The organism is Enterococcus sp. E4-223 (assembly GCF_035727065.1).
GTDB classification, from domain to species: domain Bacteria; phylum Bacillota; class Bacilli; order Lactobacillales; family Enterococcaceae; genus Enterococcus_B; species Enterococcus_B faecium.
In genome coordinates, this window is record NZ_JAPMLH010000008.1 from 23,486 (window position 1) to 46,484 (window position 22,999).

Below are 22,999 nucleotides of genomic sequence, written 5' to 3' on the forward strand. Positions count from 1 at the left end.
AGTAGAAAACATTTTGTAAAATGTTCGAAAAAACGTTTTCATCATTTCTTTGTTTATATAATATCAAGCATTCAAACAAAAAGCAACACTTTTTTGTTTATTTTTTGTTTTTTTCTTTGTTTTTTTAAAAAATAGATAACACCGTTAAATTATTGTTCATTTTTGTTCATTTAATCCATCACAAAATGGACGTGAAATATCTATTCAAGTATTACAAAAGTCTTTTACTTTCTATAACTTACTGATTAAGAGGTCCTACTTTATTTTCGTCTTATACAAAATCTGACCTAAGCTAATATACGTCAATCCTCTGTTCTTATTTCATCATCTAACATTTGTTTTTGTTTGAAATTGTTTGTTTTACCTTGAAAATATTGTCTTTTATGATACAATTAAAAGAGAATTATCTTTGGAAAAAATTACTTTATGAAAGAAGGGTCTTCATATGAACAAAAAACGACGATTAGAAAAAATTTTAGATATGTTAAAGATTGATGGGACCATAACCATAAAAGAAATAATAGATGAACTAGATATTTCCGATATGACAGCCCGTAGAGACCTTGATGCTCTAGAAGCTGATGGACTTTTAACACGTACTCATGGTGGTGCACAATTGCTTTCCTCTAAAAAGCCACTTGAAAAGACACATATCGAGAAGAAAAGTCTAAATACAAAAGAAAAAATTGATATTGCTAAAAAAGCCTGCTCTTTAATCAAAGATGGAGATACTATTTTTATTGGACCCGGAACTACACTTGAACAACTGGCATTAGAATTGAAAGGTCGTAAAGGTTATAAAATTCGTGTCATTACAAATAGTCTCCCTGTGTTCTTGATTCTAAATGATAGCGAAACCATTGATTTATTGCTTCTTGGCGGTGAATATAGAGAAATAACTGGAGCTTTTGTAGGTTCAATGGCTTCGACAAATTTAAAAGCAATTAGATTTGCCAAAGCTTTTGTTAGTGCAAATGCTGTTACCCATAATTCTATTGCTACATATAGTGACAAGGAAGGTGTGATTCAACAACTTGCCCTAAACAATGCTGTAGAAAAATTCTTATTAGTAGACAGTACTAAATTCGATCGATACGATTTCTTTAACTTCTATAATCTAGATCAACTCGATACCATCATTACAGATAACCAGATTAGCCCTCAACACTTAGAGGAATTTAGCCAGTACACTACTATTTTAAAAGCGGACTATAATTATGACTTATAAAAATATTGTTTGACCTTGATGACACTCTTTATGACCATCAACTCCCCTTTAAACGTAGCGTTGAGAAATGTTTTCCAACGATTGATATCCAACAAATAGATAACATTTACAAACGTTTCAGATATTGGTTTGATGTTGCTTTTCCTAAATACACGAAAAAACTCATCAGTATTGAGCAGCTTAGAATTTTTCGCTGTCAGAAGACTATGGAAGAATTTGGCATCGATAGTATTTCTAGGACAGAAGCTCTAGACTTCCAAGCTGACTATGAATATGAACTCGATCAGATTACGATGATTCCTGAGATACATCAACTACTGCTGGCTCTACATAAAAACCGCATCCCAATAGGTATTCTAACTAATGGCCCTGTTGACTTACAGAGTCGAAAACTCCAAAATATTGGTGCCTATCAATATTTTGAAAAGCAAAATATCATCATTAGTCAGTCCACTCACGGAGGAGCTGCAGAAAATAGCTATGAAGGTAATGTAAAAAACTTACAAAGTTACCGAAATGTCCAATTATCTAAAAGGGCTATAGAAATTCTTAAAGAGGAAATTGAGTTAAATCACCAACATATGAGATTCAATCCTGATTATAAAGATAATGGATGGATTTTTACTTCCAAAAGTCGTCATAAACCCGACTATAATGGAACACCTCTTCATTATAGTGTCCTTAACAATTTCCTCAACTCACCTGAAAATGGAAAATTAAATCGAAAAGGTAATCCAAAACGAGCAGGAATTGATATTGATAATAAACTTAGTTTTAATAAACATATTACGACCCATATATTCCGTCATACGCATATTAGTTTCTTAGCAGAGCAAGGAATGCCCCTAGAAGCAATTCAAGACCGTGTAGGGCATTCTAGAGGTAGTCGTGTAACAGAAATTTATTTGCACATCACTAAAAAAACAAAGGATCAAATTATACCTATCCTTGATACTCTTACACAATAAGTGTGGCAAATCTGTGGCAAAACATAAGAAAAAGGCTTGTCCATATTGGACAAACCCTTTATTTTCAAGCTTATATAACCTAATTAAGCTTTACCAGCTGATTAGAATAGGATGTTGCATGTTTTACTACGTCTTTTTCATAGAGTTTCACTAATTCGTCAAAATTTGGGTGCTGTTGTTTGAACGTATCATTATCAATGATAACAACATTTCAAGATCAAGTCCTAAAAAACCGCTATATTTGCCAAAATTCGCTTTTAAATAAGCAAATTCGTTCTCTGTAATAAATGGTGTATCTGTTCTTGGATAACTCAATAATTTTGCTTCATACAGTCCTTGCATAGCTTTTAAAGTTTGGCTCGCTGTCGCTTTATAAAGCTGATTGACTTTTGATTGCAAACTACTTAAAGAAAACAAACTCGGACTATTCGTTTTCTTCTCTTTGGTTTGAACATCAGCAATTATCCCCTCTTGATTGCCTATTTTAGCTTGTTTAGAAGAAACAAAAGCTAAAAGCTCCTCTTGGGTTTTAAAACGCTGTGTGGGGCTTAGAACGCCCTTAAATGACCCTTGTTTTACTTTTATACTAGCTTCCACCTCGAAAAAAGGTTCTTTTTTAAAATTCTCTATGGCTTCCTGGCGCTGAAAAATAAGGTATAAGGTGGGCGTTTGAACACGTCCTAGTGAAAATGTACCTTGTACGCCCTTCTGTTGTAAATTTAACGTATACAAAGGGCTTGCGTTCATGCCGATCAACCAATCGGCAATTTGGCGTGTTTGCGCTTCTTGATAAAAGGGATAGTAATTCATTCCTGGTTGCAAATTTTGAAAACCGCTTCGGATCACATCTTTTTCTAAGCTATTGATCCATAGTCTTTTAAATGTTTTATCTTTTGAAAAGGCATTTGCTTTATGGATAATCGACCAGGCGATATTTTCACCTTCTCTGTCGCTATCTGTTGCAACAATAATTGTATTTGCCTTTTTGAGAAGTTCTGCAACAATTTTAAACTGCTTTCCCTTATCTTTTGCAACTTCAAAATCGTATCGATCAGGAAAAATCGGCAAAGATTCAAGTTTCCAATTTTGCCACTTTTCGTCATAATGACCTGGTTCTGCTAATTCCACTAAATGCCCAAAACCAAAGGTGATAAACGTTTCATCTGTAAATAGTGGGTCTTTGATCTCAAAATAACCGTCTTTTTTGGTGCTTTGTTTTAAAGCACTTGTGTAGGCTAATGCCTGGCTTGGTTTTTCAGCTAAAATAACCGTATTCATTAACTATCCCTCTTTTCATTGTTTTTTCTTTGATCTACTGTCACGTTATATCTTGCTCGATACCTTCTAAACGTTCGGCGATTGATTCCAGTTTGTTCTTCAACTTCTTTATCGGATAAACCATTCAAAAACAAATCGAAAGCATGCTTTAAACGTGGATCATTTTTTTAAATTTCAGTTGCCGACCTTTGAATTTGCCTTTTTTCTTAGCAATTTCGATTCCTTGTGCCTGACGTTCCTTAATTTTTTTTCGTTCTGATTCTGCTTGATACTTGTACAATTCAATGACAAGGCTATTAATCAAACGCCTTAAATTTTCATTAAATTTTCATCTTCAATACCATTCATTGAGGGTAAATTTAAGACTTCCAGGGTTGCCCCCCTTAATTTGAATTTGATTCATCAATTTGTCATTTTGATATTTAATTGGCACAGTTTTTTCTAATTATTTGTCATATTCATAGTCAACTATAGCTACAAAAGCAACTAATTTTGGAGATAGATTGAGATATTTAAAAATCTATCATGAAAAATTAGTTGCTTTTGTCACTTAGCGCTGAAAATTTATGCCATTTATCTAGAAAAATGACAGCCCCTTTAATCTAACTGTCAGATTAAAGGGGCTGTTTATTTATTTTAATGATATAATAACCCTAAAAGGAGTAGGCTAATGAATAGATTTTTTAAACCCATTAAATATTTAGGGATCTTGACGGTTGTTATTGTTATTTCAGCTGTAATAACTTATATTATCAATCCTAATTTATCAGATACATTAAATTCTGTATCAAGCAATGTCCCAAAATCCGTATCACAAAAATCAGGATTACAATTAGTAGTTGCGTATATTTTTAATAATGGGTTTAAAGTCCCGATAGGTATGTTAATTTTATCAATTATACCTATCCGATTTTTATATTGGATTCAGCCACTTTTTACAGTCATACTACCTGGAATATTATTTGGTATAGTTTTTAGATATTCGTTGGCAAAAGGATTCGTTATTTTAATCTCCTCGCTCCCTCATATGTTATTTGAGGTCTTCGCATTTTGCGTATGGATGGTAGCTTTGGATCAATTTAATAAATGGATTAGATACAAAATATCTAAGAAAAAAAGTGCCGATACAAATCTATTGAAAGAGTTAAAATTATTATTAAGCCCTTATATTAAATATGTTCTCCCATTAATTGTTATCGCAGCTTTCACCGAAACTTACGTTGCTGATTGGATTAGTCATATATTAAGTTAAAGGAGGAGTAATAATATGGTTCAACAAATCGTTCTACCCATCAAAGATTCAAATATCTTAAAAATGGTTCAAGACACCTTACTTGATAGCTTTCGTTCTGGACGTCGTAACTATACGATCTTCCAAGTTGGAAAAGCAACGCTTCTACGTGTGAGTGACGTCATGAAGCTAAAGAAATCAGACGTATTCAATCCTGACGGAACAGTAAAACAGACTGCTTTCATTCATGATCAAAAGACAGGTTGTCATTTTATATTTAATTGGCACAGTTTTTTCTAATTATTTGTCATATTCATAGTCAACTATAGCTACAAAAGCAACTAATTTTGAAGATAGATTGAGATATTTAAAAATCTATCATGAAAAATTAGTTGCTTTTGTCACTTAGCGCTGAAAATTTATGTCATTTATCTAGAAAAATGACAGCTTTATAGTGTATAAAAAAATTAGTGTTAATTTTGAGTGTACCGTAATTAGACAAAACAAATAAAAAAGAATCAAATAGTTAAATATTTGATCCTGTAAAATATTATGTTAGTCAAATTTAATTGTGATAATATTTTTATATCTACTTTTATTTATTAAGATATCCGAGTTTTCACTTAGAATTTTGGGAGCGTGATTAGCAATATTATCCTTCAGATCACTGGTTCCATGCTTTACCCCACCTGTTTTAATTTCATTAAATGTAGCAAAAATATATTGGTTATCAGTTTTTTCCATAAGTTTTCGGAATAATTCTTCTTGTTTATCAGTCAATCTAACTTCGATAATGTCTGCTAAAAGCAATTCATAGCATTCAAAAAAATCACCATATTCTACATCTGTTATATGTCTTCCACAATATTTATATGTTAAATCTCCAAATGTATCTTTGTCCAGAATATTTGTTGTAAATAATTCTTCAATAAATTCCCTGCTGAGATTATTTATATTTTCCCTATAAGGAGTTTTATCAAATCTTTTTATAAATCTTCTTAAATCTTTATTTTTGACGTATAATCGGTAATCTCCCCTTGTAGTAGTGTCTATAGGAATTCGATCATCATCTTCAACTGGTATTTTTTCTGATAAATACTGTGCTTCTTTAGGTTCTAATTTATATGCGCCACCTACTGGTTGATACTTTTTTGTCCGTACATTCTGTACTAAAAAATATTTTCCGTCTACTTTTATCCTAAATAAATATGCAAAAGAAATTCTTATTTTAGTGTCCTTGTGTATCAATCCAGCTCTTTTTAATTTCCGTTGGGAATTTTTCCAACTTTTATTATCACTTAAATCTATCATGCTTGATAAAAAATAAGGAATTGTAATACCTACAAAAGTGCCGCTTAGAATTGATCCAATAGAATTTTTTATAAATTCAAAATAAAATATTCCGCCTAAAAATACACATGAGATAACAAAAAGAAACAATATTTTTAATACTATCATTTTATAATTATAATTTCCCAAGCTAAACACCTCCAATTGGAACATCTACATGTCCAATTCCTACACATACGTCATCTTTTATTAAGTAACACTCAATGAAATGATTACCACGAAAATTAGTATTTTCAGTTATTTGGCTACCTCTATCTTGAACTTGCCCACGAATATCATTTCTTTTTTCAGCTTCGTGTCCTACATTTAATACCTTCCATAAAATTTTATCGTATGCAGGGCAATTAGTACTTTGAATACTACATTCAATTTTAAATTTAGGTGGAATGAATTTATTTAGGTGTGGTGCATATTTGTCCAAATACTTCTGCAAAGACATTAAAGTAAACCCGTTTCCTGATACTTTACAATCGATTGTTACATCAAATTGTTCCAAAATAGGATATAAATCTCCTATAAATTCTTCAGTGTCAGTAAAACTTTGTTTTTTAACTGTATTTGATAACTCGTTCCAATAAGAATGCTCAAAAAATATTTCCCAAGCTTTTACTGCCTCTTCGAAAGTACACTCATCATCAAATAAAATATTTAGACTGTCAAGTTGAGTTTCAAGTCTATTTTTCCAATTTTTCATACGTTGATAGTCTATGTCACGATTTACTAATGGCCTTCCATTATCAACTGGAGCATATACCTCTAAATAAACATTTAAACGATTTACAATATTCTTCATTGTATAATAAAATATTTCATCTAATCTTGAATAACTTTCATTAAAATTCTCTTCACATATAACGGTTTGAATCAAGCCACTTGGCATATTCTTCCATGATTCTCTTGATTTACAGAACATTTTAGATAAGCGGATAACTTTTCTTAAATTATCTCCTTTATCTTTTATTCTTTCACTAAACCATAATTCTAAGTCCTTTATATGTCTTACTGACCATTCTGATCCAGAATGCTCATAAATGTAATCATCATCATCAGGATTTTTTTTATATCTTTTGAACACTGCAAAATCAACGTGGTACCCTTTTGAACTGTATTTCAAACGTACACAACTTGTTTTTACTTCAGGCTCTTCTGCAAATTGCTTAGTTTTTCTTTCTAAAGCATTTGCTACCATATTTCTGGTAGCTAAAGAACCTAATTCATTTAAGTTATCCTCTTCAAATACTATCCCAACGTCAACATCGTAGTCTTGTTTATCATTTTGAGTGATAGTATGCATGGCCATACTTCCTTGAATTCTTTCTTCTGCAATCTTATAATCTTTATTTTTTTCTGAGTTATACTGTGGTGTCCCTTGGTAAACATCTCACAGAATTTAGCAAAAGGAAAAATCTGCGAAGAAAATATACCATCATAAATAGAGCTAGTATTGATGAGTCTTTAAATATTTTTTTTCGCCAAGAATCATTACAATGAATGCTAGCTTAATATCAAAAATAATTTATAGATATTTTTTATATTAAAGATCTATTCATTTATCACTTTAAACACAAGGATAGCCAAAGCTTTTTCGATATGATCACCAGCTTAGATCTACGCCTCCCACAACGGTTTTGTAAGAAGCTGACGTTTTGAATAAATACAAATTAGGGATTCAATATTCTTTAATAGTAATTGTGCATTAGAAGGAACAAACAACAAGATAAAAGTGATAAAACGAGTAGCCTACGGCTATCGAAATTCCCACAACTCTCGAACAAGAATTTATCTCATTCAAGGCTTGATCTTCCAAGTAAAACAAAAACCAGTTAAGCACTTTGCCTAACTGGTTATGACTAAATTTGGCTCTATAATTTATGGGACTGATGAATCAGAATTGATTCTGTAGTGACCCCAAAAAGTTAGACCAAAAAATCTAACTTTTGGAGGTCGGTATTTTTTATGGCTAAGTATACTTTTGAACTTAAATTAAAGATCGTTCATGATTATTTGGATGGCAAAGGCGGAAGTGATTATCTGGCAAAGAAGTATTCCATTAAGGCTCCATCACAAGTGAAGCGCTGGATCAATGCCTATCAAGAATTTGGTGAAGAGGGTCTAGTAAGAAAGCGACAAAAGAAAAAGTATTCTGTTCAATTTAAGCTGGATGCGATAGAGTTATATCTAACAAGTGAGCTGTCCTATCGTGAAGTTGCCAACACACTTAACATGAACAACCCTAATTTGATCGCTAGTTGGATGCGTCAATTCCGTGAGGGTGGGATCGATGGACTCTCAAAAACGAAAGGATGTCCACCTATCTTGTCTAAGAAAAATGAACCCAAAAATAAGAAAAAATCTACAACTAAAGCAACGTCTGAAGAACGTGAACGCATCGAGGAGTTGGAGAAACGAGTCCGTTCCCTTCAAATTGAAAATACCTTTTAAAAGAATTGAGGAAGCTGCGAAAACAGGAAGCCCAACAACGACGAATGAAGCAATCGCACGAATCATCGCAAGCCTCCGAGGACCGTTTAAATTAGTTGAGCTTCTAGAAACTTTAAAGTTCCCTAAGGCAACCTTTATGTACTGGCAAAAACGATTGGACCGTAAAAATCCAGATCAAGAGATTGAAGCGGAAATGCTTAAAGTTCGGGAGAAGCACAAGGATTATGGCTGTTTACGGATGACCAATGAACTAAGAAACCGCGGTTTCTCTATCAATAAAAAGAAAGTTCAGCGCCTGATCAAGAAGCTAGGAATAAAAGTAACGGCATACACACGTAAATCACGGCGCTACAATTCTTATCGAGGACAAGTCGGAGCAGTAGCCAAAAATCGGATCCATCGTCGTTTCTACACCAGTATCTGCCATCAGAAAATCACGACGGATACAACTGAATTTAAATACCATGAAGTGGATGCCAAAGGCATTATCCGTCAAAAGAAATTGTATCTAGATCCTTTTATGGATATGTTCAATAGTGAGATTTTATCCTATCGTATCTCTGAAAAGCCCAATGCATTAGCGGTAATGGAAGGTTTGGAGGAAGCTATCCAGACCACTAACGATTGTCCCTATCGTCGTACGTTTCACTCAGATCAAGGTTGGGCGTATCAAATGAAAGCTTATAGAAACAAATTGAAGGAGTACAAAATCTTTCAAAGCCTGTCTCGGAAAGGGAACTGCTTAGATAATTCACTTATGGAGAATTTTTTTGGCTTATTAAAACAAGAGATTTTTCACGGGAAAGTTTATAACTGTTTCGAGGAATTAAAATCAGCCATCGATAGCTATATCTATTACTACAATAATGAACGGATAAAACAGAAATTAAACTGGCAAAGTCCCGTCCAATTTCGTAAAACAACCGTAACGGTTGTGTAAAAATATCATTTTAGAGCATGAAAAAAGGAGTGGATTTCTCCACTCCAAAAAAGTCTAACTTTTGGGGGTCACTACAAGTTGACAACTCCTTTTTGTTTACAAATCAATTGGATATCTACAAATTGTATTTTCTAACGAATTTTATAGACATTAAAAAATTAATTTGACGTTAAATACTTCCTCCAGAAAGTATTGAGATTGGTAAAATATAATCCTTATTTGTCTTTTCGCCTTTAATTTTTTTCAGAAGAATATCAACAATAAGACTTGCAATTTCATCAATTGGTTGTCTTATTGTTGTCAATTGTGGGAAAAATTTCTCAATGAAAGAGGTACCATCGTATCCAATAATTTTTAAATCTTCTGGGATATTAAGTTTAAGTTGATGAGCAATTTTCATAGTGAGAATGGCTGTTAAATCATCAGAAACAAAAATACCATCTGGTTTGTGATTTATAATAGTTGACTTTATTTCCATTTCACGACGGATAGTAGACAGATTATTAGGAATTTTGAAAATTTTTCCATTTGGATTTTGAAAAGAAAAACCTAGTGCACGTAATTCTGTGGGAGAATCCGTGTTATCATTTCCTGTAATCATAATGGTATTTTGACAACCATTTTTTTGTAAAGTCTTAGCTGCAAGTTTTCCCCCTTCAAAGTTATCTGAAGAAACAATGGAAACATTAGGAGCTAAATTTCTATCAAAAGCAACAATAGGTGCTCTCACACGCTCATAATCAGCAATTCCAAGATTATGGCTTGATGAGATTATGCCATCAACTTGGTTGGCTTCAAGCATTTCAATGTATTCTCTCTCTTTAGCAGGATCATTTTGACTATTGCAAATAATCGTTTTATATCCATGTTTAAATAACTCGATTTCGAGATACTCAATGAGTTCAGAGTAAAAGATATTACTAATATTAGGAAAAATAAGACCAATAAGCTGAGGTGACTTTCCTTGAAGTCCACGTGCTAAATTATTTGGTTTATAACCAAGAGTTTTCATAGCTTCATGAACTTTTTGTTTTGTTTTTTCTGATAAATATCCCTTATTATTAATGACGCGTGAAACGGTTGTTGGGCTAACTCCAGCTAATTCAGCGACATCAGTTAATTTTGCTACCATTTTAATATTTTAATTCAAAGTATTTTCCAGTAGGTTCGCCTGATTTGATTTGAATACCATTTTGGTGATTTTCAGGGAATACACGACTAGTAAACACTTTTTCTCCTTTATTAATAAAAATCTCAATGATTGAGTTATCTACAAAAATGTTAGCAGTTGTTTCTTTAGTATCAATTGAGCATTCACGAATCGTACCAAAGTCAGTGGCATATGGAATGCCTGCTTTGCTGCGATCTAAAATAATTTTTCCTTCTTTGGTATCTACAATCAAGCTAAGTCCATTTCCTTTACTATCAGAGAAAAGAAGTAACTCCGATTTCTGATTTGGAGGAAAAGTTAGTTCAAGCTCATAAGTATTATTTGTTTCTGCTTTTGCTGTAAATTGTTCAGAACTAGCACGTAATGATGTAATAGCTTCTACGGGATATTGGTAAAGTTTACCATCTTTTATTGAAAGTTCTTTTACAAGACTCATTGCTCCCTGATAATCATACTTATCAGTTGGATAATCGATATCAGGTAGTCCAATCCAACTGACAATCAGAGCACGACCATCAGGAGTATTGAATCCTTGAGTCGCATACGCTTCAAATCCATAATCAAGATTTTGAATTTCTGAAGCGCCCACAAGTTTTACTTTTTCTATGTCAAGCGATTGATAGATCTTAAAAGTATTCGGATAGATATTCCCATAATTTAGCTCAGATTTATCCAACCCTTGAGGACAATAAATGAGAACAGGTTTTTTGTCTACAAATACTAGATTTGGACACTCAATCATGTATTCTGAACCAGTGCCGCCAAAATCAAGGTTGCCAACTTCCTCCCATGTTTCCACGTTATTGTCATCCGCTTTGTAAAGTTTGATAAAGCCTGATTTTTCTAAATTTTGTGCTCCAACAATCGCATACAATTGTCCTTCATAATTAAACATTTGTGGATCACGAAAATGATCAGTTACATCAGCAGGTTTATGAATAAGAACATTCTCACCTTTCGTAATGTTGTAGTCTTTATCCATCCATGCTCCGATTTGAAGTGTATCACGTTCCCAATTTTCATTTCGAACGTTTCCTGTATAGAGTAAGAATAGATTCCCCTCTATTTCATATGCAGAACCGGAATAAGCGCCGTGGCTATCTCGTTTTGTGTCTGGAAGAAGTTCTGCTCCTGTTACATGAAAATGAACTAAATCATCTGATTCATTGTGTACCCATTCTTTCAACCCATGAGCAGCTCCAAATGGCCAATTTTGATAAAAAAGCGTATATTTTCCGTTAAAAAAAGAAAAACCATTAGGATCGTTTAACAATCCTGTTTTAGGTTCGATATGATAGCTAGCACGCCAAGGTGATCGTTTTACATTATCCTTAATTTTATCCATCTCATCTTTAGTCCAATCAGAATAAGCACGATATCGTATTTCTCGAGGTAAGTTCATATTTTACTCCTTCAATTTATCTTTTTACAACTAGTATGGTAAACGTTTTCCGTTGAAAAATCAATCATTTCATTTAAAAAAATAAACTATATGACAAACGTTTGACATATTTTTAAGATATGCTAAAATAAATTTGCATTTCAGTGAACCGTTTTCACGTAAAAATAAAAAAGGAGTGATTCGAATGAATTACAGTAAAGTAGCTTCCGACGTAATACAAGCGGTCGGAAAAGATAACCTTATTGCAGCTGCACACTGCGCTACACGTCTTCGTCTCGTACTAAAAGATGACACGAAAGTGAATCAAAAAGCTTTAGACGAAAATCCAGATGTGAAAGGCACATTTAAAATTGATGGACAATATCAAGTGATTATCGGTGCAGGTGATGTTAATTTCGTTTATGACGAACTTATCAAAAAAACTGGACTTTCGGAAATTTCAACAGATGATTTAAAACAAATTGCTAGTAAAGATAAAAGATTCAACCCCATTATGGCATTAATTAAATTATTATCAGATATTTTTGTTCCAATTATACCTGCCCTTGTTGCAGGTGGTTTATTAATGGCATTACAAAACTTTTTAACAGCTGCTGGACTTTTTGGACCAAAATCAATTGAAGAAATGTATCCTGCGATTGAAGGTATTTCCTCAATGATCCAACTGATGTCCGCTGCACCATTCATGTTCTTACCAATTTTAGTAGGTATTTCAGCTGCTAAACGTTTTGGAGCAAACCAATTTCTTGGTGCTGCAATTGGTATGATCATGACAACACCAGATCTTGGTGGCTCAACTGAATATTGGAATATTTTTGGTTATCATGTTTCACAAACAAACTATGCTTATCAAGTTATTCCAGTTTTAGCAGCTGTTTGGATATTATCTATATTAGAAAAATTCTTTCATAAAAAATTGCCATCATCTATTGACTTTACATTCACGCCATTATTATCAGTAATGATTACTGGATTTTTGACTTTCACAGTTATTGGCCCTGTAATGTTATTGTTGTCTAATGGAATTACAGACATTATTGTTTGGCTATATAACACTACTGGATTTATTGGAATGGGTATTTTTGGAGGAACATATTCACTTATAGTCATGACTGGTTTACATCAATCATTTCCAGCTATTGAAACTCAATTACTTTCAGCGTGGACAAATGGTATCGGACATGGAGACTTTATCTTTGTAGTTGCATCTATGGCAAACGTTGCTCAAGGTGCTGCAACATTTGCCATTTGGTTCTTAACTAAAAATTCTAAGACAAAAAGTCTTGCTTCCTCTGCGGGTGTCTCAGCACTTCTTGGAATTACAGAGCCTGCCTTGTTCGGAGTTAACTTAAAATACCGCTTTCCATTCTTTTGTGCTTTAATTGGTTCAGGAATTGCTACAGCAGTAGCAGGATTACTTAAAGTAGTTGCTGTTTCACTTGGTTCAGCAGGTTTCTTGGGATTTCTTTCAATTAATGCAACATCTATTCCATTTTACGTATTGTGTGAATTGATTAGCTTTGTAGTTGCTTTTGCAATTACTTACTTCTACGGTAAAACAAAAGCTGCTGGTATCTTTAAAGCAGAAGAAATTGCTGAACAAACACCAGTTAATTCTTCAAAAGTAGCAACAACAGATCCAATATCTACTGATGTTGAATCAACACAAACAAAAGTTTCATCAGAAACAATTGTTAGTCCCATTTCTGGTAAAGTGATTAGTCTTTCTTCAGTAAATGATCCAGTCTTTTCATCAGAAGCTATGGGAAAAGGGATTGCCATTAAACCAAATGGAAACACGGTCCATTCTCCAGTAGATGGTACTATTCAACTCACGTTTGAAACTGGACATGCTTATGGTATTAAATCAAATAATGGTGCTGAAGTTCTAATTCATATTGGTATTGATACTGTATCAATGGGAGGAAAAGGATTTACACAAAAAGTTACTACTAATCAAAAAGTTAGAAAAGGCGATATTCTTGGAGCATTTGACCGTTCAATGATTGAGAAAGAAGGTCTTGATGATACAACAATGATTATTGTGACCAATACTTCGGATTATTCAGAAGTAAATATAGTAGCTGAAAATACAGTCACTGAGGGTACTGATTTACTTGAAATCAAATAAATATATTTCCCTGAGTAAAGATGGAATTTTCTTTCCAAAATCAAATAATATAGATTAATCAAATATTTGAGAATAACATTTTATTTAATCTTTTCATATATCAATTGTATGAAAAATTATTAGAATTTTAAAAAATGATAAAAATTCAAAAAGAAAAAATAGTAGTTATTTACTTGTCATGTTACTAAATAAAAAAATAATTTAAATATGATATATAGTCATTTATTTAGTGATTTCATTCTAAAATAAAGGGAGAAATGTCTATGCTATACGGTGCAATTGAAGCAGGCGGCACAAAATTTGTGTGTGCCATTGGCGATGAAGAAATGACGATCAAGGAAAGAGTGAGCTTTCCGACAACGACACCTGAGGAAACAATGCCTTTAGTCATTGACTTCTTCAAACAATACCAAGCAGATTTAGCAGGGATTGGGATTGGCTCATTTGGGCCTATCGATATCCATCGCGATTCCGCCACTTATGGGTACATTACCTCGACCCCGAAATTGGCATGGCAAAATTTTGATTTCATCGGTACCATGAAAAAAGAATTTCCGATCCCGATTTCTTGGACAACAGATGTCAATGCGGCTGCCTATGGTGAGTATGTCTTCGGCAGTGGCAAAGGATTGAGCAGTGTCGTTTACTATACGATCGGTACGGGTGTTGGCGGCGGTGCCTTACAAGAAGGGCGCTTTATCGAAGGGTTTAGTCATCCAGAAATGGGGCATATGCTCGTCGTCCCTCATCCAAAAGATGACTTTGCTGGCAGCTGTCCATTTCATGGCAACTGTTTAGAAGGGATGGCCGCTGGACCCGCCATCGAAAAACGCTTAGGGAAAAAAGGACAAGAGGTTGCAGAAGATGATCCTTATTGGGAAATCGAAGCCTCCTATATTGCTCAATGTGCCTACAATACAACCTTGATGTTTTCTCCAGATGTGATCATTTTTGGCGGTGGTGTGATGAAACAACGCCATATGCTGCAAAACGTCCACGACGCATTTGCAAAATTGGTCAATGGGTATGTCGAAACACCTGAGTTAAGCAAATATATCGTGACCCCAGCATTAGAAGACAACGCTGGAACGCTCGGTTGTTTGGCATTGGCTCGAGAAGCGGTCTTACATTCATAAACGAAAAAAGGCTCTTCGACATTTAGTGTTGGTAGAGAAAGATACAACTGAAAATTTAGTCATAACCAGTTAGGCAGAGTGCTTAACTGGTTTTTGTTTTACTTGGAAGATCAAGCCTTGAATGAGATAAATTCTTGCTCGAAAGTTATGGAAATTTCGATAGCCGTAGGCCACTTGTATTGTGCAATAGTTTTTTACAAAAAAAAGGGGGTGCGGATATTTTTTTGGACCTTTTTAACAAATATATCTTTGCTTCTTCCGATATTGAAGAGGGCTTAGCCCTCCTAAAGATAACTTAATTCGTTGATTATTATACCAATGAATATAATCATCCAATTTGTTTATAAACTGATTGATTGTTGTATTCTTCCAGTCACGTTGATAAAACATCTCGTTTTTTAATCGTCCAAAGAAACCTTCGCACGCTGAATTATCTGGTGAATAACCCTTTTTAGACATAGAGTGAAGCAAGTTGGCTTTGTTCCAATAGTCCAACTAACAATAGCACCATCGTAACAATCGACAAGTGGTGATAAGTAGATTTTCCCTGCGGGAATTCTAAATTCAGTAATATCTGTTAACCATTTTTCATTTGGCTTCTTTGCTTTAAAATTCCGATTTAATAAATTGGGGTGTGCAGGAGAAATTTCCCCAGCATACGAAGAATACTTTTTTCGTCTAGAAAATTTAACAAATAGATTTTCCTCAGTCATCAATCTACGTACAACTTTTTCAGAAAGCTTTTTACCCATATTTTTTAAAGCTTGGTGAATTCTACGGTAACCATACGCACAGAAGTTATGATTGAAAATCGTGATAATTAATTGACGTTCTTTGTAATACTTATCTGGTTTCTCAAGTGCTTGTTTTTGATAAAAATAGCTGCTTTTAGGCAACTGGAGCTGTTGAAGAAGCTCTTTCAAGGTGAACTGATTTCGTAAGGCATCAATCAATATCGTTTTTTCTTGATTTGATAGACAAAGAAGATTGACGCCTTTTTCTTTTTTTAGCAGTTCAGCCGCTCCTTCGAGTAATGCTTTTTCGAGCTGTAATTGGTGTACTTGTTTTTGTAAGTCTTCTACTTCCTTTAAAAGTAGCTCTTTTTGTTTTTCCTGATTTTTTAAAGTCATACGCAATGGAAAATCCTTTCCAAGAACCGTGTTTTTCCATTGATATAGAGTAACTCTACTAATTCCTTCAGATTCGGCTAAATTTTTCCTATTAGTTTGCGGTTGATTCTGTTGCAAAGTTTTAAATCTACTATCAAATAAGGTAGAATAATAGAAAAAGATAGCAGGAGGAATGACGATGAATCATTTTAAAGGAAAGCAATTTCAGCAGGATGTGATTATTGTAGCCGTGGGCTACTATCTTCGTTATAACCTTAGCTATCGTGAAGTTCGAGAAATCTTATATGATCGTGGCATTAACGTTTCTCATACGACGATTTATCGTTGGGTGCAAGAATATGGCAAACTACTCTATCAAATTTGGAAAAAGAAAAATAAAAAATCCTTTTATTCATGGAAAATGGATGAAACGTACATCAAAATTAAAGGAAAATGGCATTATTTGTATCGAGCCATCGATGCAGATGGTTTAACCTTGGATATTTGGTTACGTAAAAAACGGGACACACAAGCAGCCTATGCTTTTCTTAAGCGGTTAGTGAAGCAGTTTGATGAACCGAAGGTTGTAGTCACAGATAAAGCCCCCTCTATTACAAGTGCCTTTAAGAAACTAAAAGAATACGGCTTTTATCAAGGGACAGAACATCGTACCATTAAATACCTGAATAATTTGATTGAACAAGACCATCGTCCAGTAAAGAGACGCAATAAATTCTATCGAAGTTTACGCACTGCCTCTACCACGATTAAAGGCATGGAAGCCATCCGAGGATTATATAAGAAAACCCGAAAAGAAGGCACTCTCTTCGGGTTTTCGGTCTGTACTGAAATCAAGATATTATTGGGAATCCCAGCTTAAATCATAGATACCGTAAGGGATTTTATTCTTTATTTAAAACTTTGCAACAGAACCGTTTATGGTGACGTGATTGGATTAGAACAAATTGACAACCGCAACTCCACTGACAAAGAAATTCAAGAAGCTATTGAAAAATTGCTTTATTGGGGTACTGCTATTCCAAGAAATGAAGCAACAAAATAATTTTAAAGACAAAGAGAATATGCAATAGTTATTTCTGAGAAAGAACTATTGTAAATTCTCTTTATGTTTTTCTTGTACAAAATCTTATTTACTAGTTTTTCTTACCTTCCAGAAGAAATCATTTAATTCTTTCCAAAAATAAGACACTTATTTAGAAATCTACTCCTATTTCTCTATCATCATAAAAATTTAGAATAGTTTAGTTTTTTTCTCCACCTTTTCCATTGTTTAAAAAGTGCTATCACTTTTAGGTTTAAGGACAAAAAGTGACGTCACTTTTTGAGTGCTGGTACCTCGAATCCTGCTTTTTCTTGCGCGATCAATAAATCTAACGCAATACACATAATCCTAGATTCACTTTTCCCGTACTTCTGCTTTAGTTGCTGCAATTCTTTTTGTCTTTTTTCATCCAACGTAACGGGTAACCGTTTATTTCCTATTGCAATCGACATTGGTACTCTCTCCTTTCATCGAAATAACCCTATGAAAAATATAGCTGCAATCATCTTGAATAGTAGACTCACAAGGGCTAACACAAAGCGCCAAAAGATCAAACAAAATATCAGTATTCCTAAGAATACTACGAAGTTTAAATGTACAGCTGCACTATGACGCATAAGTATCTCGCCAATACACAGTACGAACAACAGAGGAATGATTTTATTCATATGGATCTCCTTCTTTCTCTTAGGTTATCGGGCTTTGCCCGCTTATTTCGCACCACCTAAGCGGCGGGGGCGGTTGGAGCGATTGGTGCGAAATAAGAACCATTCCCTTAATTTCAAGGTTTTTTGTTCTTATTTCACACATTCTCACTTTTCGGTATAAATGGTTATTGACCTTTTTTCCTTTCAAATCGTTGATATGGCATTCGTTTACGGTCAAGTTCATTTTGGATTTCTTCTGTATCGTCGTAAGTGTAGGTGTCTAAAAAATCAGTTAAAGTCGTGTACCAGTCGTCGCCTGGATTATCTACTTCTTCTACATATTCCCTCAAAAATGCTTCGGGTACAGCGAGTTCATAATCCATTCCCATTAACACGATAGATTCCGTCCCACACGTCAAAAATCTAGTAAATACAAGATAATAATCGTCTACCGTTGCATCTTTGCTGTTTAGCTCTTCCATTTCTTCTTCCATTAATTCCATGCTCTCAAAAATTGAATAATATTCTGATTCTGAGTAATAGTGTTTCCTACAAATCGTGTAGCTGACAAAGTTTTCAACCAGCTCACTCCTTTCTAGGTACACATTCATGATGTATTTTTCTGTTTCTAGTCGTAGAAGCTCTGTTCCTTTTTTTACCGTTTCAGGACGACGTTTATACACGTCTAAATGATTATGGCTGACTGTGACCTTCGTTTGACTCGTTTCGCTTTCCATATACAACTGTTCTTCCACTCTTTGAATAAAGTACTTCATTTCTTCCATACAACTAAAGTCTTTTTGAATCCGTCTGACTACTTCATTCAAATGTTCTTTGTTTGTTAAAAAGTGAGAAACATCTTCCATTGTTAGTTGATAAGCCACATTACTCATTTTCATTTTCCTCCTTTTTCATGATGTAACATGCGCCATACTTGTTGACATTTTCAAAGTAGTCCAACCATTCACTTGAAACAGTCTTGGCTTTTTTCGTTTCGACAAATTTCGCATACGTTAGTTCTAAAGCTTGATATTCAGAATGTTTAATAGTGCTTGGTTTGACACCTACTTCCAAGCATAGTAAGGCTTGGAAAAACCATTTTCCATTTTGTTTTTTCAGTTCTTCCAATGTTCGATAGTACGTCGCAATGAGATTCATTTCGACACCTGATTCAATCATTTCTTCCACTGCGACTGACAATTTTTCCTTGTAATGTTTTTTAGGTACACGTGTTTCATGGTATAGGAACGTCATATCCTCCATTTTTTGTGCCATTTTATCCAAAGGTAATTTGACAAATTCGTCATAGTAATTTTGAGCCATATTTTTTTCTCCTTTTTAGTTCTCTAATTTGGTTAACCAATATTCGTTTTCATAAGTTTCCAAGTTTTCTTGATAATGCAGTTCATATCCTGCAATCTTCACTAGGTCTTCAAATAGCATAGTCGGTGCATCCTCTACTAAAGGGGTTTCTATCGTCCAGTACCGCGGAATAAGTAAAGCTTCTGCTACTTTTTCAGAAATGACTTCTTTGTCCACCAAAATTTGAACGACTTCTTTTACAGTCAATAATTTATGTTGTGTTTTCATCAGCGTTTCTTTCCTTTCTCATCAATCAAAATATAATCGCCATAAGACAAGGTGTATTTTTTTCCGCATGTTGGACATTGATACAAACGATAGCTTTTGATACATTTCGCTCTTTGTCCACAATCGCATTCGACAGTATGTGGTGCATGATAGTTTGGGAATAATTCGCTGAAGGGAACACCCCAATAATCAAATTTCTTTCGCATGATTGATTCTGCCTCCTCTTAGGAAAGGGTTTACTTCCTTTCGTTAGTTCTTTCTTTATTGATTTGTTGGCCAGAATGAATCAACGAAAAGCGACAAGGACAAGGGCGCGCAGCGTGCCATTTACCCTTGTCCTTGTCGCTTTTTGGTGATAAAAGGCAACTTGTTGCCGGTCTGGCAAATCAATAAAGAGATAACGAACAGGAACGAACCTTTTGGTGAGAGGAAGTTTTTTCTATTTTGTCTTGCTTTGCAAGACCCTTTATCTTAGTGAACGTGCAACGTTCACTTCCTTTCTTCTCGAACGGCGGTGGCGGTTGGAGTGAGAGAGGTTTTTCAATTGAGAAGGCGCTCGCGCCTTCCTAAAAAGGCCTTTTCATTTTTCTTGTTTCTATGTAAAACAAAAAGAGCTGCAGTCCTACATTAGGATTGCAACTCTTCTTTTTTTATATGCCCATCGATCGTGTAAAATGATCGGGATTTCTAACATACATGCTAGCAATAACTAGCTGATTTCGTTTATTGAAGTGACCTGTGACGGCAATATTGTATTTTCCATCATCCATAACTAGCAATTTATCGATAATTTCAATATCTGCAACTACACAATTAATCGATTCATGAATCGTTTGTAAAGTAAAGCGAACCAATAACGGTTGCGTTTTTATTACTCGGATTTTATCAAGCAAACCAACATATTTGTTCATCACAATCACCTCGCTAAAATTATAGCAAAAATCCAATCATTTGGATATTTCAATTATGCTATAATAGTCTTGCTGTCTGCTACCCCGGCCTAATCTGGCAAGGGGAGGAGGTTATAGGTTTGAAAATTCTTTTTGATTTTGTTTTTGCAATCATGGCAGAAGTAGCCGCGCACTATATCTGCAAATGGCTTGATTGTAAATTTGCCAAGAAAGACAGTAAGCCTACCCGTTAATTCTTATAATAGAAACGTAAAAGAAAACCACTAGCCCGCCAGCTAGTGGTTTTTGGTTATAGATTGAAAATTCTTTTTGTTGACTAAATTATAACATAAACCGTAGCAAATGCAACCAATAGAAAATGCTACTTAAAACGGTAGATCATCATCGCTAATATCGATTGATTGTCCACCAAATGGATTCTGTGAAGCGTTCAATCCATTGTTGTTAGGCGTCGCTGTATCCCGTTGTTCAAAAGTGGTGGTGCTTGGACTCGTGGACGATTGATCAGCGTGCGCACGGCTCTCTGTCGCTGCTTTGCTTTCTAATAGTTGGAAGTTATCAGCTACAACTTCTGTCACATACACACGTTGTCCTTGCTGGTTGTCATAAGTCCGTGTTTGAATCCGTCCGACAACGCCGATCAAGCTGCCTTTTTTAGCTAATGTCGCCATCGTTTCTGCTGGTTTGCGCCAAATCACGCAATTGATAAAATCAGCTTCTCGATTGCCGTTTTGATTCGTGAAATTACGATTAACTGCTAGGGTAAAAGTAGCCACTGCTGTGCCACTTGCGGTATAACGTAAATCTGGATCTTTGGTTAACCGTCCTACTAAAGTTACATTATTGATCATTTTTATCTCTCCATTTCTCTGTTCATCTGTTGGTGTCTTTGATAAGCTATTTTTCGCTCTTTTTCTTCGACGTGAATCACTTTTTCCATCAAATTACTAATCGAATCCATTGTCTCTTCGTACGTGATCGACGCAGCATAAGGATTGCTTTTTTGATATTTCTTCCAGGTATCTTTTAGCTCATGACTATTTTTCAGTACATCCATATCCTTTTCGTAATAAATCTTTAACGGATCAGTTTTTCCTCGACGTGTAAATGTATTTCTCACACTATCTTTCAAGGTCTTCTCATCGATCTTTTCCATTTTAGGAATAGTATAGAGATCATAAAAATCTTTTCCTCTCGAATTATCTGTTAAAAAATCAAAGGTTGCACTTAATTTTTCGGCAATAATTTGTTCTGTAGGATAAGATTCCAAAGGAATCGTTCGATCTTCAAACATCAATTTATGACTGTGAGTGATCGTTGCAGGATAGATCGAGTCACCTGTAGTCACATCTACCTTAAAATCTGGCCGCATATTTTCCAAATGTGCCAGCACACGTAAGCTAAATCCTGGATAGTAATCGGCTTCTCTCGTTTCTTTCATTCCTTGAATCTCAAATTGAATGCCTTCTTTCGTCGGCGTTGAAAAAATATCGTTTAGAACCGTTGTTAATGTTTCTTTGGTTACTTTCATTTCCCGTAAAGTCGTATCAATGTCTTTGGTTGTACGATTTTCAATGCCATACTTTGAGCCAATTAAGAAGCCGCCTTTTAACACAAAATTTTCACGATAAGGAGACTCTGAGATTTTTTCCAAGAATTTTTCCATCATAAAATGTCTTAAAACAAGCTGCGGATCAACTTCTTTTTCTCTAGAAATATTCTTCACTTTTGCTTTTAATTGCGTAGGTGTCATGTGTCTTCTCCTTTAATTTAAAGCCATAATATAAGAGCGCATCGTTTTATCTGTAGGCAAAATTCGTCGATACTCATTCAATTTTCTAAGATTTTTTCTGTCCGACTCCATGTAGTTTTTGATTGCTTTTACTTTGATTTCATCCTCAACGTTATACCAGGGATTCCAAATGTCACACAAGGTTCTTTCTGGATCATAAGCTATAACAGGATTCCCATAGCGACTCTTTATTTCGATCTTGCCTAATTCATACCATTCCGCTTTTGAATAGTGTAACTCAACCGCGAATTCCTTCAACCCCTTTTCAGAAACGTGATAACCGTAAGGCACGGTTAGATCGATCTGTCTAGGGATCATATCCGTTAAATCATATAAATCCAACGCGGTGATATGCGAAATAATGCCGCGTTCATATTTTTTTTGCGCCATAAACAATTCATCAGGAAATTGACCAGGTAAGGTGAAAAAGCCTGGATACTCTCGATCCAGCTCCCCTCGATCTACCATACGTTTGATCGTAACAGGAGAAATGCCCGCTTTTTTAGCATCCTTCAAAGCCAAAGTTCCATTAAATTCTTCTAGTAGCTTATATACCATTGCTTTTGTCATTTTCTCCCTCCTTTGTATACGTATAAACTTATAAATATAG

At 34.5% G+C, this 22,999-nt stretch carries 21 protein-coding genes and 7 pseudogenes; 10 read left to right on the top strand and 18 right to left on the bottom strand.

What is annotated here, in order from left to right; translation table 11 throughout:
• Positions 1–445: 445 nt before the first annotated feature.
• Both OS139_RS11015 and OS139_RS11020 read left to right on the top strand, forming a co-directional pair.
• Entirely contained in the window at positions 446–1,228 is a 783-nt protein-coding gene (locus OS139_RS11015) for a DeoR/GlpR family DNA-binding transcription regulator (RefSeq protein ID WP_002332308.1), read from the top strand.
• A 5-nt stretch (positions 1,229–1,233) separates the two neighbouring features.
• Complete coding sequence (locus OS139_RS11020) at positions 1,234–2,196, top strand: tyrosine-type recombinase/integrase (protein WP_325066923.1); 963 nt, start codon at positions 1,234–1,236, stop codon at positions 2,194–2,196.
• Positions 2,197–2,284: 88 nt separating this feature from the next.
• On the opposite strand, the pseudogene OS139_RS11025 reads toward OS139_RS11020, so the two are convergent.
• The 3 pseudogenes from OS139_RS11025 to OS139_RS11035 all read right to left on the bottom strand — a co-directional run.
• Positions 2,285–2,407 (bottom strand): annotated as a pseudogene (locus OS139_RS11025) (zeta toxin family protein); the annotation flags it as partial.
• Positions 2,401–3,474 (bottom strand): annotated as a pseudogene (locus OS139_RS11030) (DNA topoisomerase); the annotation flags it as partial. The pseudogenes OS139_RS11025 and OS139_RS11030, both read right to left, overlap by 7 nt.
• A pseudogene (locus OS139_RS11035) lies at positions 3,474–3,883 on the bottom strand (recombinase family protein); the annotation flags it as partial. The pseudogenes OS139_RS11035 and OS139_RS11030, both read right to left, overlap by 1 nt.
• A 261-nt stretch (positions 3,884–4,144) precedes the next feature.
• On the opposite strand from OS139_RS11035, the gene OS139_RS11040 reads away from it, so the two are divergent.
• Positions 4,145–4,726 carry a stage II sporulation protein M gene (locus OS139_RS11040; RefSeq protein WP_002332305.1) on the top strand — a complete coding sequence of 194 codons (582 nt, stop codon included), beginning with the start codon at positions 4,145–4,147 and terminating at the stop codon, positions 4,724–4,726.
• A 15-nt stretch (positions 4,727–4,741) separates the two neighbouring features.
• A pseudogene (locus OS139_RS11045) lies at positions 4,742–4,969 on the top strand (hypothetical protein); the annotation flags it as partial.
• Between the two features lie 291 nt (positions 4,970–5,260).
• On the opposite strand, the gene OS139_RS11050 reads toward OS139_RS11045, so the two are convergent.
• Positions 5,261–6,208 (bottom strand): SMODS-associated NUDIX domain-containing protein, encoded by a 948-nt coding sequence (locus tag OS139_RS11050; protein ID WP_002332303.1) that lies wholly within the window; start codon positions 6,206–6,208, stop codon positions 5,261–5,263.
• Positions 6,186–7,424, bottom strand: a pseudogene (locus OS139_RS11055) (nucleotidyltransferase); the annotation flags it as partial. The gene OS139_RS11050 and the pseudogene OS139_RS11055, both read right to left, overlap by 23 nt.
• 315 nt (positions 7,425–7,739) lie before the next feature.
• Between OS139_RS11055 and OS139_RS11060 the strand changes: the two are divergent.
• From OS139_RS11060 to OS139_RS11070, 3 genes and pseudogenes are all read left to right on the top strand, one after another.
• Positions 7,740–7,895, top strand: a pseudogene (locus OS139_RS11060) (transposase); the annotation flags it as partial.
• 116 nt (positions 7,896–8,011) lie between these two features.
• Positions 8,012–8,497 carry a transposase gene (locus OS139_RS11065; RefSeq protein WP_002332301.1) on the top strand — a complete coding sequence of 162 codons (486 nt, stop codon included), beginning with the start codon at positions 8,012–8,014 and terminating at the stop codon, positions 8,495–8,497.
• The gene (locus tag OS139_RS11070; RefSeq protein WP_226816283.1) at positions 8,385–9,437 is read left to right on the top strand and encodes an IS3 family transposase; all 1,053 of its coding nucleotides are present in this window, start codon (positions 8,385–8,387) and stop codon (positions 9,435–9,437) included. Before OS139_RS11065 ends, OS139_RS11070 begins: the two co-directional genes overlap by 113 nt.
• A 169-nt stretch (positions 9,438–9,606) precedes the next feature.
• On the opposite strand, the gene OS139_RS11075 is transcribed toward OS139_RS11070, so the two are convergent.
• Both OS139_RS11075 and OS139_RS11080 read right to left on the bottom strand, forming a co-directional pair.
• A complete protein-coding gene (locus OS139_RS11075) occupies positions 9,607–10,569 on the bottom strand; it encodes a LacI family DNA-binding transcriptional regulator (RefSeq protein WP_002302077.1) in 963 nt (320 codons plus the stop codon).
• Position 10,570: 1 nt separating this feature from the next.
• Entirely contained in the window at positions 10,571–12,010 is a 1,440-nt protein-coding gene (locus OS139_RS11080; protein ID WP_002332299.1) for a sucrose-6-phosphate hydrolase, read from the bottom strand.
• Between the two features lie 184 nt (positions 12,011–12,194).
• On the opposite strand from OS139_RS11080, the gene OS139_RS11085 reads away from it, so the two are divergent.
• Together OS139_RS11085 and scrK are read left to right on the top strand one after the other, a co-directional pair.
• On the top strand, positions 12,195–14,141 hold the full coding sequence (locus OS139_RS11085) for a sucrose-specific PTS transporter subunit IIBC (RefSeq protein WP_002332298.1): 1,947 nt from the start codon (positions 12,195–12,197) through the stop codon (positions 14,139–14,141).
• A gap of 263 nt (positions 14,142–14,404) precedes the next feature.
• Positions 14,405–15,277 (top strand): fructokinase ScrK, encoded by an 873-nt coding sequence (gene scrK / locus OS139_RS11090; protein WP_002292418.1) that lies wholly within the window; start codon positions 14,405–14,407, stop codon positions 15,275–15,277.
• Positions 15,278–15,511: 234 nt separating this feature from the next.
• On the opposite strand, the pseudogene OS139_RS11095 reads toward scrK, so the two are convergent.
• Positions 15,512–16,512, bottom strand: a pseudogene (locus OS139_RS11095) (IS3 family transposase); the annotation flags it as partial.
• Between the two features lie 73 nt (positions 16,513–16,585).
• Here OS139_RS11095 and OS139_RS11100 point away from each other — a divergent pair.
• Positions 16,586–17,266 carry an IS6-like element IS1216 family transposase gene (locus tag OS139_RS11100; RefSeq protein ID WP_002332296.1) on the top strand — a complete coding sequence of 227 codons (681 nt, stop codon included), beginning with the start codon at positions 16,586–16,588 and terminating at the stop codon, positions 17,264–17,266.
• 455 nt (positions 17,267–17,721) lie between these two features.
• Here the strand turns inward: OS139_RS11100 and OS139_RS11105 are convergent, their stop codons facing one another.
• From OS139_RS11105 to OS139_RS11150, 10 genes are all read right to left on the bottom strand, one after another.
• Positions 17,722–17,901, bottom strand: a complete 180-nt coding sequence (locus OS139_RS11105; RefSeq protein WP_002325533.1) for a hypothetical protein — start codon at positions 17,899–17,901, stop codon at positions 17,722–17,724.
• A gap of 15 nt (positions 17,902–17,916) precedes the next feature.
• A complete protein-coding gene (locus tag OS139_RS11110) occupies positions 17,917–18,117 on the bottom strand; it encodes a hypothetical protein (RefSeq protein ID WP_002325534.1) in 201 nt (66 codons plus the stop codon).
• Positions 18,118–18,281: 164 nt separating this feature from the next.
• Positions 18,282–18,989: a hypothetical protein gene (locus OS139_RS11115; RefSeq protein WP_002325535.1), complete on the bottom strand. Its 708-nt coding sequence runs from the start codon at positions 18,987–18,989 to the stop codon at positions 18,282–18,284.
• Complete coding sequence (locus OS139_RS11120) at positions 18,982–19,419, bottom strand: hypothetical protein (protein WP_002332295.1); 438 nt, start codon at positions 19,417–19,419, stop codon at positions 18,982–18,984. The genes OS139_RS11115 and OS139_RS11120 overlap by 8 nt, the downstream gene beginning before the upstream one ends.
• Positions 19,420–19,434: 15 nt before the next feature.
• Positions 19,435–19,686, bottom strand: a complete 252-nt coding sequence (locus OS139_RS11125) for a hypothetical protein (protein ID WP_002320549.1) — start codon at positions 19,684–19,686, stop codon at positions 19,435–19,437.
• Positions 19,686–19,892 carry a hypothetical protein gene (locus OS139_RS11130; RefSeq protein ID WP_002325537.1) on the bottom strand — a complete coding sequence of 69 codons (207 nt, stop codon included), beginning with the start codon at positions 19,890–19,892 and terminating at the stop codon, positions 19,686–19,688. The genes OS139_RS11125 and OS139_RS11130 overlap by 1 nt, the downstream gene beginning before the upstream one ends.
• 444 nt (positions 19,893–20,336) lie before the next feature.
• A complete protein-coding gene (locus tag OS139_RS11135; protein WP_002325538.1) occupies positions 20,337–20,597 on the bottom strand; it encodes a hypothetical protein in 261 nt (86 codons plus the stop codon).
• Positions 20,598–20,962: 365 nt separating this feature from the next.
• Positions 20,963–21,448: a single-stranded DNA-binding protein gene (gene ssb / locus OS139_RS11140; RefSeq protein WP_002325539.1), complete on the bottom strand. Its 486-nt coding sequence runs from the start codon at positions 21,446–21,448 to the stop codon at positions 20,963–20,965.
• A 2-nt stretch (positions 21,449–21,450) separates the two neighbouring features.
• On the bottom strand, positions 21,451–22,350 hold the full coding sequence (locus OS139_RS11145) for a nucleotidyl transferase AbiEii/AbiGii toxin family protein (RefSeq protein WP_002325540.1): 900 nt from the start codon (positions 22,348–22,350) through the stop codon (positions 21,451–21,453).
• Positions 22,351–22,362: 12 nt separating this feature from the next.
• Entirely contained in the window at positions 22,363–22,959 is a 597-nt protein-coding gene (locus OS139_RS11150) for a type IV toxin-antitoxin system AbiEi family antitoxin domain-containing protein (RefSeq protein WP_002293530.1), read from the bottom strand.
• Positions 22,960–22,999 lie beyond the last annotated feature (40 nt).

Coding starts and splice junctions, on each gene's coding strand:
- OS139_RS11015 (WP_002332308.1), top strand. CDS start 446: ATGAACAAAAAACGACGATTAGAAAAAATTTTAGATATGTTAAAGATT.
- OS139_RS11040 (WP_002332305.1), top strand. CDS start 4,145: ATGAATAGATTTTTTAAACCCATTAAATATTTAGGGATCTTGACGGTT.
- OS139_RS11050 (WP_002332303.1), bottom strand. CDS start 6,208: ATGTTCCAATTGGAGGTGTTTAGCTTGGGAAATTATAATTATAAAATG.
- OS139_RS11065 (WP_002332301.1), top strand. CDS start 8,012: ATGGCTAAGTATACTTTTGAACTTAAATTAAAGATCGTTCATGATTAT.
- OS139_RS11070 (WP_226816283.1), top strand. CDS start 8,385: ATGAACCCAAAAATAAGAAAAAATCTACAACTAAAGCAACGTCTGAAG.
- OS139_RS11075 (WP_002302077.1), bottom strand. CDS start 10,569: ATGGTAGCAAAATTAACTGATGTCGCTGAATTAGCTGGAGTTAGCCCA.
- OS139_RS11080 (WP_002332299.1), bottom strand. CDS start 12,010: ATGAACTTACCTCGAGAAATACGATATCGTGCTTATTCTGATTGGACT.
- OS139_RS11085 (WP_002332298.1), top strand. CDS start 12,195: ATGAATTACAGTAAAGTAGCTTCCGACGTAATACAAGCGGTCGGAAAA.
- scrK (WP_002292418.1), top strand. CDS start 14,405: ATGCTATACGGTGCAATTGAAGCAGGCGGCACAAAATTTGTGTGTGCC.
- OS139_RS11100 (WP_002332296.1), top strand. CDS start 16,586: ATGAATCATTTTAAAGGAAAGCAATTTCAGCAGGATGTGATTATTGTA.
- OS139_RS11105 (WP_002325533.1), bottom strand. CDS start 17,901: ATGTCGATTGCAATAGGAAATAAACGGTTACCCGTTACGTTGGATGAA.
- OS139_RS11110 (WP_002325534.1), bottom strand. CDS start 18,117: ATGAATAAAATCATTCCTCTGTTGTTCGTACTGTGTATTGGCGAGATA.
- OS139_RS11115 (WP_002325535.1), bottom strand. CDS start 18,989: ATGAGTAATGTGGCTTATCAACTAACAATGGAAGATGTTTCTCACTTT.
- OS139_RS11120 (WP_002332295.1), bottom strand. CDS start 19,419: ATGGCTCAAAATTACTATGACGAATTTGTCAAATTACCTTTGGATAAA.
- OS139_RS11125 (WP_002320549.1), bottom strand. CDS start 19,686: ATGAAAACACAACATAAATTATTGACTGTAAAAGAAGTCGTTCAAATT.
- OS139_RS11130 (WP_002325537.1), bottom strand. CDS start 19,892: ATGCGAAAGAAATTTGATTATTGGGGTGTTCCCTTCAGCGAATTATTC.
- OS139_RS11135 (WP_002325538.1), bottom strand. CDS start 20,597: ATGAACAAATATGTTGGTTTGCTTGATAAAATCCGAGTAATAAAAACG.
- ssb (WP_002325539.1), bottom strand. CDS start 21,448: ATGATCAATAATGTAACTTTAGTAGGACGGTTAACCAAAGATCCAGAT.
- OS139_RS11145 (WP_002325540.1), bottom strand. CDS start 22,350: ATGACACCTACGCAATTAAAAGCAAAAGTGAAGAATATTTCTAGAGAA.
- OS139_RS11150 (WP_002293530.1), bottom strand. CDS start 22,959: ATGACAAAAGCAATGGTATATAAGCTACTAGAAGAATTTAATGGAACT.